General features: G+C 60.7%; 11 protein-coding genes. 5 read left to right on the top strand and 6 right to left on the bottom strand.

Annotation, left to right across the window (positions count from 1 at the left end; translation table 11 throughout):
• Nucleotides 1–141 precede the first annotated feature (141 nt).
• Entirely contained in the window at nucleotides 142–2,205 is a 2,064-nt protein-coding gene (locus ACMGF9_RS23450; protein WP_414160457.1) for an alpha-amylase, read from the top strand.
• 135 nt (nucleotides 2,206–2,340) lie between these two features.
• Nucleotides 2,341–3,594: a valine--pyruvate transaminase gene (locus ACMGF9_RS23455; protein WP_015376153.1), complete on the top strand. Its 1,254-nt coding sequence runs from the start codon at nucleotides 2,341–2,343 to the stop codon at nucleotides 3,592–3,594.
• Between the two features lie 39 nt (nucleotides 3,595–3,633).
• Here the strand turns inward: ACMGF9_RS23455 and ACMGF9_RS23460 are convergent, their stop codons facing one another.
• The 3 genes from ACMGF9_RS23460 to ibpA all read right to left on the bottom strand — a co-directional run bounded on the left by ACMGF9_RS23460 (nucleotide 3,634) and on the right by ibpA (nucleotide 6,409).
• The gene (locus ACMGF9_RS23460) at nucleotides 3,634–5,292 is read right to left on the bottom strand and encodes a putative transporter (protein WP_380692284.1); all 1,659 of its coding nucleotides are present in this window, start codon (nucleotides 5,290–5,292) and stop codon (nucleotides 3,634–3,636) included.
• 167 nt (nucleotides 5,293–5,459) lie between these two features.
• A complete protein-coding gene (gene ibpB, locus ACMGF9_RS23465) occupies nucleotides 5,460–5,888 on the bottom strand; it encodes a small heat shock chaperone IbpB (RefSeq protein ID WP_004933922.1) in 429 nt (142 codons plus the stop codon).
• Nucleotides 5,889–5,995: 107 nt separating this feature from the next.
• Nucleotides 5,996–6,409 (bottom strand): small heat shock chaperone IbpA, encoded by a 414-nt coding sequence (ibpA, locus tag ACMGF9_RS23470; protein ID WP_004933919.1) that lies wholly within the window; start codon nucleotides 6,407–6,409, stop codon nucleotides 5,996–5,998.
• 309 nt (nucleotides 6,410–6,718) lie between these two features.
• Between ibpA and ACMGF9_RS23475 the strand changes: the two genes are divergently transcribed.
• Complete coding sequence (locus ACMGF9_RS23475) at nucleotides 6,719–7,066, top strand: YceK/YidQ family lipoprotein (protein ID WP_033631396.1); 348 nt, start codon at nucleotides 6,719–6,721, stop codon at nucleotides 7,064–7,066.
• A gap of 30 nt (nucleotides 7,067–7,096) precedes the next feature.
• Here ACMGF9_RS23475 and ACMGF9_RS23480 read toward each other — a convergent pair whose 3' ends face one another.
• Both ACMGF9_RS23480 and ACMGF9_RS23485 read right to left on the bottom strand, forming a co-directional pair.
• Nucleotides 7,097–8,377 carry a DUF3748 domain-containing protein gene (locus ACMGF9_RS23480; RefSeq protein ID WP_004933910.1) on the bottom strand — a complete coding sequence of 427 codons (1,281 nt, stop codon included), beginning with the start codon at nucleotides 8,375–8,377 and terminating at the stop codon, nucleotides 7,097–7,099.
• 90 nt (nucleotides 8,378–8,467) lie between these two features.
• A complete protein-coding gene (locus tag ACMGF9_RS23485; RefSeq protein ID WP_015376151.1) occupies nucleotides 8,468–9,202 on the bottom strand; it encodes an acid phosphatase in 735 nt (244 codons plus the stop codon).
• A gap of 222 nt (nucleotides 9,203–9,424) precedes the next feature.
• Here ACMGF9_RS23485 and ACMGF9_RS23490 point away from each other — a divergent pair, with 222 nt between their 5' ends.
• Complete coding sequence (locus ACMGF9_RS23490; RefSeq protein ID WP_021504163.1) at nucleotides 9,425–10,393, top strand: threonine/serine dehydratase; 969 nt, start codon at nucleotides 9,425–9,427, stop codon at nucleotides 10,391–10,393.
• Nucleotides 10,380–11,321, top strand: a complete 942-nt coding sequence (locus tag ACMGF9_RS23495; RefSeq protein ID WP_172575043.1) for an ornithine cyclodeaminase family protein — start codon at nucleotides 10,380–10,382, stop codon at nucleotides 11,319–11,321. Before ACMGF9_RS23490 ends, ACMGF9_RS23495 begins: the two co-directional genes overlap by 14 nt.
• Before the next feature lie 25 nt (nucleotides 11,322–11,346).
• On the opposite strand, the gene yidA is transcribed toward ACMGF9_RS23495, so the two are convergent.
• Nucleotides 11,347–12,162 carry a sugar-phosphatase gene (yidA, locus tag ACMGF9_RS23500; protein WP_021504165.1) on the bottom strand — a complete coding sequence of 272 codons (816 nt, stop codon included), beginning with the start codon at nucleotides 12,160–12,162 and terminating at the stop codon, nucleotides 11,347–11,349.
• Nucleotides 12,163–12,195 lie beyond the last annotated feature (33 nt).

Here is a 12,195-nt window from a genome sequence, read left to right on the forward strand (position 1 = left end):
CAAGCCGAATCAATCCGAAAACGCTCCGCCCTTCTCCTCCTCCCCGAAAAACCCTCGCAGGGAGGAGGCCATTTTTCCGCCGTTTGCCACACTGGCGCTACCCAGCGGAAAAAACGCTTCCTGCCACGCGTAAGGAGAGCCATGAAACTGTTACCCCTGCCCTTGTTGATACTGCTGTCGCCTTCGGCACTGGCCGGCTGGACGTTGGCGGGTTTCCCGGCCTTCGACGAAACTGCCGCCGGGCTGTTCGCCAGCCAGGCCGCGCTGCCCAAAGGCCAACTGCCGCTGCGGCTGTATCAGGATAACCACTGCTGGCAGCCCGCCGAGGCGGTGAAGCTTAACCAAACGCTGTCGCTGCAGCCCTGCGGCGCCCATCCGCCGGCCAGCTGGCGGCAGTTCCGCGCCGGCGATTATCAGGTGCGCATCGACACCCGCAGCGGCACGCCGACGCTGCAGCTCAGCCTGAGCAGCGCGCCGGAAAGCGCCGCCGTTGCCGTGCGCAGCTGCCCGCGCTGGGACGGCAAGCCGGTCACGGTCGACGTCGCCTCCACCTTCGCCGAAGGCGAAACGCTGCGCGATTTCTATTCCGGCCAAACGGCGCAGGTGAGCCAGGGGAAAATCACGCTGCAGCCCGCCGCCGCCAGCGGCGGCCTGTTGCTGCTGGAATCCGCCGCCACGGCGAAACCGGCGGCGTTCAGTTGGCATAACGCCACGGTCTACTTCGTGCTGACCGATCGCTTTGAGAACGGCAATCCGGCCAATGACCACAGCTACGGGCGCCGCAGCGACGGCCTGCAGGAAATAGGCACCTTTCACGGCGGCGATCTGGCCGGCCTGACGCAGAAGCTGGATTATCTGCAGCAGCTCGGCGTCAACGCCTTGTGGATCAGCTCACCGCTGGAGCAGATCCACGGCTGGGTCGGCGGCGGCACCCAAGGCGATTTCCCGCATTACGCCTATCACGGCTATTACGCGCTGGACTGGACGCGCCTCGACGCCAACATGGGCACCGAACAGGAGCTGCGCACGCTGGTCGAGCAGGCCCATCAGCGCGGCATTCGCATTCTGTTCGACGTGGTGGTGAACCATGTCGGCTACGCCACGCTGGCGGATATGCAAACGTTCCACTTCGGCTCGCTGTATCTGCAGGGTGCAGAGGTGGAGAAAACCCTGGGGAAAAACTGGAGCGACTGGCGCCCCGGGCCAGGGCAAAACTGGCACAGCTTCAACGACTACATCAATTTCAGCGACAAGGCGGGCTGGCGCCCATGGTGGGGGAAAAACTGGATCCGCACCGACATCGGCGACTATGACGCGCCGGGCTATGACGACCTGACGATGTCGCTGGCCTTCCTGCCGGACATCAAAACCGAAGCGCCCGGCGCCAGCGGCCTGCCGCTGTTCTATCGCCACAAACCCGACACCGCCGCTCGCGACATGCCCGGTGCCACCACCCGCGATTACCTGACCGTCTGGCTCAGCCAGTGGGTGCGTGATTACGGCATCGACGGTTTTCGCGTCGACACCGCCAAGCACGTGGAAAAACCGACGCTGGCGCTGTTGAAGCGGCGCGCCACGGCGGCATTGGCGGCGTGGAAAGCGGAGCATCCGCAGCAGGCGCTGGATGACGCGCCGTTTTGGATGACCGGCGAGGCCTGGGGCCACGGGGTGATGAAAAGCGACTATTACCAAAACGGCTTCGACGCGATGATCAACTTCGATTTCCAGGACCAGGCGTCGCAGGCGCTGGGCTGCTTTGCCGACATCGATGCCACCTACCGACAGATGGCCGAGCGGCTGCAGGATTTCAACGTGTTGAGCTACCTCTCTTCACATGACACCCGGCTGTTCTTCGCCAGCGACGCCAAAGGCTCGCAGGTGCGCCAACAGCGGGCGGCGAACCTGCTGTTGCTGGCGCCAGGGGCGGTGCAGATTTACTACGGCGATGAAAGCGGCCGCCCGCTCGGCCCAACCGGTTCCGATCCGCTGCAGGGCACCCGCTCCGACATGAACTGGCCTGAGTTGCAGGGGGAAAAAGCCTCGCTGCTGGCCCACTGGCAACGGTTGGGGCAGTTCCGCGCTCGCCACCCGGCGATCGGTGGCGGCGTGCAAACCCCGCAGCCGCATGCCGCCTACTATGCCTTCAGCCGTCGACTCGGCGACGATAAGGTGATGGTGGTATGGGCCGGCGAACGGTCACAATAATACAGCGTAATATGCTGACAATCGGCTAATGAGCAAAGCTTTTGCCCATTGGTCGATTTGTCGGCCGCATTGCAGAGGAATTTGTCTGGCGGTATGGTGGGGGATTACCTGCTAAAAAACAGTACTGCTGCACCTATGACTTTCTCACTTTTCGGCGAAAAATTTACCCGTTATGCGGGCATTACCCGTTTGATGGACGACCTGAACGAAGGCCTGCGCACCCCCGGTGCCATCATGCTCGGCGGCGGCAACCCGGCGCAGATCCCAGAGATGGAAGCCTACTTCAAACAGCTGTGCCAGGAGATGCTCGACCAGGGCAAACTGACCGAGGCGCTGTGCAACTACGACGGCCCGCAAGGCAAGGACGCGCTGCTGAAAGCGCTGGCCAATCTGCTGCGCGACGAGCTCGGCTGGGAGATTTCGCCACAGAATATTGCACTGACGAACGGCAGCCAAAGCGCATTTTTCTACTTGTTCAACCTGTTCGCCGGCCGCTACGCCGACGGTTCGCGCCGCCGCGTGCTGTTCCCATTGGCGCCGGAATATATCGGCTATGCCGATGCCGGGCTGGACGAAGGGCTGTTCGTCTCCGCCAAACCGAACATCGAGCTGTTGCCGGACGGCCAGTTCAAATATCACGTTGATTTCGAACACCTCACCATCGGCGACGACATCGGCATGATCTGCGTTTCACGGCCGACCAACCCAACCGGCAACGTGATCACCGACGAAGAGCTGATGAAGCTCGACCTGCTGGCGCAGCAGCGCGATATTCCGCTGGTGATCGACAACGCCTACGGCGTGCCGTTCCCCGGCATTATCTTCAGCGACGCCACGCCGCTGTGGAACCCGAACACCATCCTGTGCATGAGCCTGTCCAAACTCGGCCTGCCGGGCTCGCGCTGCGGCATCGTGATCGCCGACGAGAAGGTGATCACCGCGCTGACCAACATGAACGGCATCATCAGCCTGTCGCCGGGCAGCATGGGGCCGGCGATGGCGACGGAAATGATCGCGCGCGGCGATCTGCTGCGCCTGTCGAACGAGGTGATTCGCCCGTTTTACAAACAGCGCGTCGAACACACCATCGAGATTATCCGCCGCTACCTGTCGCCGGAGCGCTGCCTGATCCACAAACCGGAAGGGGCCATCTTCCTCTGGCTGTGGTTCAAGGATCTGCCGATCACCACCGAGGTGCTGTATCAGCGCCTGAAAAAGCGCGGCGTGCTGATGGTGCCGGGCCACTACTTCTTCCCGGGGCTGGAGCACGACTGGCCGCACACCCACCAGTGCATGCGCATGAACTACGTGCCCGACCCGGAGAAAATCGAGCGCGGCGTGGCGATCCTGGCAGAAGAGATCGAGCGTGCGCATCAGGAAGCGAACTAAGCGCAATCCATCAGGGCGCCGCTACGGCGCCCTGATGGATTACAGCGTCCAGAACAGCACCGCCAGCAGCTGCGGCGACATGATGCGCAGGAACATCGCCAGCGGATAAACGGTGGCGTAAGACAGCGCCGCGGCGCCGCTGGTGGGATGCAGACCGTTGGCAAACGCCAGCGCCGGCGGATCGGTCATCGATCCCGCCAGCATGCCGGACAGCGTCAGGTAGTTCATCTTGCCCACCGTGCGCGCCAGAATACCGACGCTCAGCAGCGGAATCGCGGTGATCAAGGCGCCGTACCCGACCCACGTCAGCCCCTCGCCGTGCAGCAACGTATCGATGAAGTTACCGCCCGATTTCAAACCAACCACCGCCAGAAACAGCACGATGCCCAGTTCGCGCAGCGCCAGGTTGGCGCTCGGCGGCATAAACCAGTACAGCTTGCCGATGCTGCCGATGCGCCCCAGGATCAGCGCCGCCACCAGCGGCCCGCCGGCCAGCCCCAGCCGCAATGCCGCCGGGAAGCCGGGCACGAACAGCGGAATGGAACCGAGCAATACCCCGAGGCCGATACCGATAAAGACCGGCAGCATCTGCACCTGCTGCAGTTTTTGTTGGGCGTTGCCGACAATCGCCGTCACCGCCTCGATGGCCTCCGGCCGGCCGACCAGGTTGAGAATGTCGCCAAACTGCAGCGTCACGTTGCTGCCGGCCACCAGCTCCACGCCGGCGCGGTTGAGGCGTGAAATCACCACGTCATACTTTTGCTTCAGATTCAGATCGCGGATTTTCTTGCCCAGCACCTGCTCGTTGGTCACCACCGCCCTCACCACCTGCAGCGCAGTGCCGCGCGTCGACAGCGAGGCATCCACCTCTTCGCCGATCACCAACCGGGCGTTCTCCAGATCTTCGCGTTTGCCCACCAGATGCAGGTAGTCGCCAAGCTCCAGCCGCTCGTGCGGCGCCGGCACCATCAACAGCTCCCCGCGCTTGAGGCGCGAACAGACGATCGCTTCACCGTTGAGCAGCGGCACGCTTTTGATCGCCATGCCCTGCAGATTGGGATTGCGCACCGCCACGTTGATGGCGTGCAGCAACTCGCGCTGATTGCCCAGGCTGCTTTCAAACGCCTGAGCCTCACGCTCGATGTTGATGCGGAAAATCAGCCGGATCAGCCACATCACCAGCAGGATGCCGCATATGCCAAACGGATAGGCCATGGCGTAACCCATCCCCATGCCGTCCACCAGCGCCGGATCGGAACCGAGATCGGTCAGGATTTGCTGACCGGCGCCCAGCGCCGGGGTGTTGGTGACCGCGCCGGAGAACACACCGAGGATGATCGGCAGCGGCACGTCGAACAGCTTGTGTACCGCCGCCGCCACGATGCCGCCGGTCAGCACCAGCAGCACCGCGAAGGCGTTGAGCCGCAGACCGGAGACGCGCAGCGAAGAGAAGAAACCGGGGCCGACCTGGATGCCGATGGTGTAGACGAACAGGATCAGGCCAAACTCCTGGATAAAGTGCAGCATGTCCCCATTCAGGCTGATTTGCCCGCTCTGGGCAAAGTGGCCGACCAGGATACCGCCGAACAGCACGCCGCCAATGCCCAACCCGACGCCATACAGCTTCCAGTTCCCCATCCACAGCCCAATGACGGCCGCCAACGCCAACATGCTGACGGTCAGGGCGATATCGCTCATAGGTCACATCCTTGCCAAAGTTGAACATGGGATTTGCGGCCAAAGACACACAATTAACAAGGATTATGGCATCGGGCAGACGGGGGGACTGTGGCGTGCGCCACATAACGCAACGGGGGAGATCCGTTTGGATCTCCCCCGCATGATGATGACCGTTTTTCAGCCGGTTATTTCGCTTCCAGCTCCGGCGTCGCGCCGATGGCGATGCGCTGAGGCTGCAAGGCTTCCGGCACCTGACGCACCAGATCGATGTGCAACAGGCCATTTTCAAATTTGGCCTCGGACACCTGCAGGTGTTCCGCCAGGGTGAAGGTCAACTGGAACTCTTTGCACACCAGCCCCTGATGCAGGTACTCGACCTGTTTTTCCGGCGGCGTGGGTTTACCGCTGACGGTCAGCCGCGGCCCTTCCACTTCAATATTCAGTTCGCTCTGCCGGAAACCGGCCAGCGCCAGAGAAATGCGGTAGTGATTGTCGTCACTTTTCTCGATGTTATACGGCGGGAACCCCTGGGGTTCCTGGCCGCCCATTGAACTGGCCAATTTATCAAAACCAATCCACTGACGCAGAAGCGGGGATAAATCGTAATTACGCATAGGAACAACTCCTTTCATTAAGCGAGATGTGTTTATTCAGCCCCCTGACGGCAGGCTAATCATGACTTCATATTTACCGGCAGCGTACCTGCCGGCGAAACGGAAATTTATTTAATTTCGATGCGGCGCGGTTTTAATGTTTCCGGCACGATGCGTTGCATGTCGATATACAACAGGCCATTCTCCAGTTTGGCGCCTTTAATTTGAATATGTTCGGCCAGCTGGAATTTACGCTCGAAATTACGCTCGGCGATGCCCTGATATAAATAGGTTTTTTCTGCCGGTTCATTGTTGTGCGCCCCGCGCACGATCAGCAGATTGTCCTGCGTGGTGATCTCCAGCTCCTGCTCGGCAAACCCGGCTACCGCGATGGCGATCCGATAATGATTTTCATCCACCAGCTCGACATTATAAGGGGGATAACCGCCGTTGCCCTGACTCTGGCCAGCCTCCAGCGCGTTGAACAGGCGATCGAAACCAATGGCGGAACGGTATAGCGGGGAAAGATCAAAATTACGCATAAAACAGCCTCCTAAGGCACTTCAGCGAGGTTGAAATAAATACGCCTTCCACTCTGGACAGGCTAATTAAGCCAGAATTCCCTTACGGCGAATTCTCAATTCGGCTCTGATGATAAAATGGGGGTTGCTTTCATCAATTCAACAGGCGAGGATCAAAAAAATTTGCACCAATAAGGTAAAAGTTTTTTTTACCACTTACACTAAAGTGAGAGAGCCGCCACAGAGCGGGATTTTGCTTCTTTTAAAGCAGCAACAGGATGTTATAAATCAGCTTAATTTAGGGGCACAGCAACCCTGCAGGATGGATTAATGACGACGATGAAAGCGATAGCGACGGGCTGCATGTTGTTGGCGACCAGCGGTTGCTCCAGCGTGATGAGCCATACCGGCCCGAATCAGGGTTACTATCCCGGCACCCGCGCCAGCGTGGACATGCTGAAGGACGACAACACCAGCTGGGCGATGATGCCGCTGGTGGCGCTGGATCTGCCGTTCTCCGCGGTGATGGATACCGTGCTGCTGCCTTACGACTATCTGCGCTCCGGCAACGACGCCACCGCAGACTCGCCAAAAGCGCGTATCCTGCGCAGCGAGCAGCAGAATTTGGCGGCGACCGGCAATCCCGGCCAGGGCGACGACAGCACCGCCACGCACTAATCGCGCAAGCAGCGGGTCATCAGGCCCGTCTTACGCCTCAACCACGAAGATCTGGTTGAACCCCGCTATCTCGCGCATAAACGCCACTTTCTTGCCATCCGGCGAGAACACCACGGCATCCCCCGACGGCGGCTGCACGCTGCGCTGCGTCAAACGCTGCAGGCGACCGCTGGCCACCTCGCACAGCATCACGCTGTTGTCGCACACCAGGGCTATCGTCCCGCCCTGCGGGTGCCAGCTGAACGCCGACTGGATGTCATGCTCGCTGCGGCTCACCTGGCGCGGCTCGCCACCGTTAGGCGACACCGTCCACAGCTGCACCACGCCGCCGTCGTCCTTCATCAGAAAAGCTATCTGGCTGCCGTCCGGCGAACTGCGCAACCAGTGGCGCGGCGCACCAGCCACGCCAGGAAAACGGCGATCCCCGGTAAAGGTTACCCGCCGCTGCCTGACGCCAAGCGGCGGCGCCGGCAGCTCGCTTTCCGTCCCCTGCAGCGGCAGAGCGCCCGCCCGGGCGTAGTCGACGTCGTTCTCCGGCAGATCGACGATAAACACCTCAGACAGCTTCTCTCCGGCAGCGGACAACGTATCGCCGATAAATGCCAGCGCCCAGCGCTGCCGGCTGCCGTCGGCCTTACGGTAGCCTTCGCGCCCGATCCAGCCTTCTTCGTAAGCGCGATTGATCTGATCGCTACCCGGCTGCGGCTGCGGCACCGTCTCGCTGACCAACACGCAATAGTGGCTGCCGTCGTACTCACGCGGGTGCTGTTTTGGCGGATTAACCCCGTGCAGCGGCACGGCCACGCCGACGTTGCGCAGATCGCGCGCCGGATCGCGTTCATGCATCACGTGATCGTTGTAGGTAAAGCTGAGGCGGCTGCCGTCCGGACTGAAAACGTGCACGTGGCTGCCGCCGCGCAGCGCGCCGGGGGTATAGGGCGCGGTGATATCCAGCGCGTCGAGGGTGATGGCCAACTCGCGATCCGGTTCGCTGACGATCACCCCGCGGCGGTGGTGAAAATCATACTGCCAGGCGCTGTCCGGGTGCTCAGGTCCGTGAATAAAGGCATAGCGCGCCGGCGCATCGGGGCTGACCGTGACCACGCCAACGTGGGCGCCGTGCTGGGCGCGATAAATCACCTCCACCGCGCCGCTGGCGACGTTGACACGCTCGATGCTGAGGCCGGTGAAAGAGGCGCCACGCGGGCGCACGTCATAAGCCAGCCATTGACTGTCCGGCGTCCAGACGTTGATATTGGTTAACTGATGCCCACGAGGGTCGAAAGTCAGTTGTTTTTCCCGATGGCTCATGGCGGCTCTCCTGCACATGCTGGCACTGAGCCGTCATCTTACCGGATCGGCGGCAGCGTTTCATATCGCCGCCGCCGTTTGCAGGCAAGGTTACTTTTTCAGGGCGTTGAACTCCGTTTTGGCCCGTTGCAACTGCGCAGCGAAAGTGGGCTCCGCATGCAGCCGAGCAACGATGGCCGAAGCGACCAAGCGCGCGGCGGTCACGTCGCTCTGCCAGTGATAGCCGCAGATCACTCGGCTTTGGCCCATCTCATAACCACGCTGCAGTATCGCCCCCTGATTGGCGGGATTGATCTCCGCCAGCACCAAAGCGGTCGCCCAGCCGATGGTGGTATGCCCTGAAGGATAGGAGCCGTTCTTCGATAACGTGCCTTCATCATCCGGGCGACAGGTAGGTTCCTGGTAGAAAGCGAATGGCCGAATGCGCATATAGTGATTCTTGGCGCTGCGGGTAGCCAGATCGCCTGCATCTTCACGCATTTTCATCACCAGCTTGAACAGCTCCGGCGTTTTATCCTGCGCAATTTCCGTACCGAATGCGCCGGAAAAAGCGGCGGCGACGCCATCTCCGGTAACCTGAGCGTCGTTATAAGCCTGTTTGCCTCGTTCAGTATTACGCAATAATTTTCCTGCATCATATTGTGCCTTGTCATTCATAAAATCGATGCTGTCCATCGCGGGCGGCGGCGGTAATAACGCCAGGCTATCTATCGACTGCGATTCTTGCAGAAAATAAACCTCTGGCTGGGTGGTCACATCCTTGGCGGCGAAACAAAACGGCGTCAGCGCGGCATAGGTTAATGAAGCGAGCAATATTTTTTTCATTATCGTTCCCTAATTAAAAATAAATGAGAGACTGCGACTTCCTTAACGCAAATAAATAAAAAATCGTGCCGTTAAACTATAATTTAACGATTATTTTTAGCCGTAAGCGCGATCACACAATGCCATGACCGGTTTTGACCGACGGTTGTGGGTAGGGTTTACAATCAATACAAAAAAGTACAAGCTGGATTTTTAAGTCCAAATAAATCTTCTGGAGCCGGTATGAACACCCTCTTCGATGCCATTGTTTCCGCTCATCAGCAACTGCGCCCTCAGGTGCGGGTCACGCCGCTGGAGCGCAGCGTGCTGCTTTCTCAGCAGTTGGGCTGCGAGCTGTATTTGAAATGCGATCACCTGCAGCACACCGGTTCCTTTAAATTTCGCGGCGCCAGCAACAAGCTGCGGCTGTTGGATAACGAGCAACGCCGGCGCGGCGTGATCGCCGCCTCAACCGGCAACCACGGCCAGGCTGTCGCCCTGGCGGGGCAACGGATGGGCGTTGGCGTCACGGTTTATGCGCCGGAGACGGCGGCGAGCATCAAGCTCGACACCATCCGGGCGCTGGGCGGCACCGTGGAATTGGTGCCGGGCGACGCGCTGAACGCCGAACTGGCGGGGGAACAAGCCGCACGCGAACAGGGGAAAACCTACATCTCGCCGTATAACGACGAGCAGGTCATTGCCGGCCAGGGCACCTGCGGCATGGAGCTGGTTGAACAACTCGCCGATCTTGACGCGGTGTTCGTGGCGGTCGGCGGCGGTGGCTATATCGCCGGCATCGGCACCGTTTTGCGGCAACTGTCGCCGAACACGCAGCTTATCGCCTGCTGGCCGGAAAACGCCACCAGCCTGTACAGCGCGCTGGAAGCCGGCCATATCTTCCCGGTGGAAGAACAAGAAACCCTGTCCGACGGCACCGCCGGCGGCGTCGAGCCGGGCGCAGTGACCTTCCCGCTGTGCCAGCAGCTGATTGACCGTAAAGTGCTGGTCAGCGAGGCGGAGATCAAACACGCGATGCGCCGGATCGCCGCCAGCGATCGCTGGATTATCGAAGGCGCGGCCGGCGTAGCGCTGGCGGCGGCGATCAAACTGGCGCCGGAATACCGAGGTAAAAAGGTGGCGGTGGTTCTGTGCGGTAAAAACATCGTGCTGGAGAAATACCTCAAGGCCATCGCCGATGCGCATCCTTAATCAGCAGCAAATCCTCGCCGCGTTCGACGCCGAGGCCATTACGCCGCTGCTGAAGCAGGGTTTTATCGCCTACTCGCAACAGCGGGTGCAACAGCCGCCGGTACAGCATTTCCTGTTCGAGCAGGCCGCCGGCGACTGCTGCATCAAGTCCGCCTGGTTGGAAAGCGACGAACTGTTCGTGGTCAAGATCTCTACCGGTTTCTATCGCAATGCCGAACACGGCCTGTCGAGCAATCAGGGGCTGATGATGGCGTTCTCCGCCCAGACCGGCGAGCCGCAGGCGCTGCTGCAAGATGAAGGTTGGCTGACCGCGCTGCGCACCGCCCTGGCCGGCCGCATCGTCGCCGAGCTGTGCGCGCCGCCGCATATTCAGGCGATCGGCATGGTCGGCACCGGCCTGCAGGCGCGGTTGCAGCTGCAATGTCTGAAACCGGTGACCGATTGCCGCGAGGTATGGGTGTGGGGCCGCAACGAACAGGCGCTGGCGGCGTATCGGCGCGATGCCGAGGCTGAGGGTTTTCGGGTGCGGGTCACGCAGGATGCGGCGGAGCTGGCGGCGCACTGTCAGCTGATCGTCACCACCACGCCCAGCCGCGAACCGATTTTGCAGGCGGCGGATGTTCGGCCCGGCACGCACATTACCGCAGTGGGTGCCGACGCGCCCGGTAAGCAGGAGCTGGCGACCGAGCTGGTGGCCCGCGCTGACGCGCTGTTGGTCGATGCGCTGGCTCAGTGCACAGACTATGGCGAGATCGCGACGGCTTATCGGCAGAACAAGCTGACTTCAACGCCGATCGTCGAAATGGGCGCCGCATTGGCGCAGGGCGGGCGGGTACGACGCGAGCCGCAGCACATCACCATCGCCGATCTCACCGGCTTGGCGATTCAGGATCTGCAGATCGCCAAAGGGGTGTTGGCGAAAGTATAAAGGGGCGCCGCAGCGCCCCGTTTTCTCAGGCGTTGAGCACGAACTTCTCGATAGCGCGCGCCACGCCGTCTTCGGTATTGGCGCTGGTGACAAACTGCGCCACCGCTTTCAGCTCGGGAATGGCGTTGCCCATCGCCACACCGACGCCGGCATATTCGATCATCGCCGTATCGTTAGCCTGATCCCCCAGCGTCATGATGTTTTCCCGCGCCACGCCGAGGTGCTCGGCCAGCATTTTCACCCCGGCGCCCTTATCGACGTTTTTATGTAAGATCTCGAGGTAGTAAGGCGCACTTTTCAAGATAGTGTAACGCGCGCGCGTTTCCTCCGGGATGCGCGCGATGGCGCTGTCCAGCAGCGCCGGTTCGTCGATCATCATCACTTTTGGAAAACGCATCTGGCGATCCATCTCTTCCACGCTGCGGTATTTCAGCGGAATGCCGGTCATTTCCGCCTCGTGTATGGTGTACTTGCCGATGTCCTTGTTCGGGGTATACAAGGTATCGAAATCAAACGCCTGGAAGTGAACACCTAACTCGCGCGCCATCTGCTCGAAATGCAGATAATCCTCGAAGCCCAGGGTTTCCTGCAGGATGCAGGCGCCGTCGACCGCGCGCAACACCAGCGCGCCGTTATAGGTGATACAGAAATCGCCGGGGCCCTGAATGTCCAACTGGCGCAGATAGTCCTGCACGCCGACATAAGGCCGCCCGGTGGCCAGCACCACGTGCACCCCTTTGCGCCGCGCCGCCGCGATAGCCTGCTTTACCGCCGGCGTGATTTGATGCTGCGGATCCAGCAACGTGCCGTCCATGTCGATCGCAATCAGTTCAATAGCCATTCAACGCTTCTCCCAGTGGTTTTTATTCATGCT

The sequence above is a fragment of the Serratia sp. BNK-23 genome (assembly GCF_047456145.1).
Taxonomy (GTDB): domain Bacteria; phylum Pseudomonadota; class Gammaproteobacteria; order Enterobacterales; family Enterobacteriaceae; genus Serratia; species Serratia nematodiphila.

What these genes read in the sequence shown, in the direction of transcription:
- ACMGF9_RS23450 (WP_414160457.1), top strand. Translation starts at nt 142, where the DNA reads ATGAAACTGTTACCCCTGCCCTTGTTGATACTGCTGTCGCCTTCGGCA.
- ACMGF9_RS23455 (WP_015376153.1), top strand. Translation starts at nt 2,341, where the DNA reads ATGACTTTCTCACTTTTCGGCGAAAAATTTACCCGTTATGCGGGCATT.
- ACMGF9_RS23460 (WP_380692284.1), bottom strand. Translation starts at nt 5,292, where the DNA reads ATGAGCGATATCGCCCTGACCGTCAGCATGTTGGCGTTGGCGGCCGTC.
- ibpB (WP_004933922.1), bottom strand. Translation starts at nt 5,888, where the DNA reads ATGCGTAATTACGATTTATCCCCGCTTCTGCGTCAGTGGATTGGTTTT.
- ibpA (WP_004933919.1), bottom strand. Translation starts at nt 6,409, where the DNA reads ATGCGTAATTTTGATCTTTCCCCGCTATACCGTTCCGCCATTGGTTTC.
- ACMGF9_RS23475 (WP_033631396.1), top strand. Translation starts at nt 6,719, where the DNA reads ATGACGACGATGAAAGCGATAGCGACGGGCTGCATGTTGTTGGCGACC.
- ACMGF9_RS23480 (WP_004933910.1), bottom strand. Translation starts at nt 8,377, where the DNA reads ATGAGCCATCGGGAAAAACAACTGACTTTCGACCCTCGTGGGCATCAG.
- ACMGF9_RS23485 (WP_015376151.1), bottom strand. Translation starts at nt 9,202, where the DNA reads ATGAAAAAAATATTGCTCGCTTCATTAACCTATGCCGCGCTGACGCCG.
- ACMGF9_RS23490 (WP_021504163.1), top strand. Translation starts at nt 9,425, where the DNA reads ATGAACACCCTCTTCGATGCCATTGTTTCCGCTCATCAGCAACTGCGC.
- ACMGF9_RS23495 (WP_172575043.1), top strand. Translation starts at nt 10,380, where the DNA reads ATGCGCATCCTTAATCAGCAGCAAATCCTCGCCGCGTTCGACGCCGAG.
- yidA (WP_021504165.1), bottom strand. Translation starts at nt 12,162, where the DNA reads ATGGCTATTGAACTGATTGCGATCGACATGGACGGCACGTTGCTGGAT.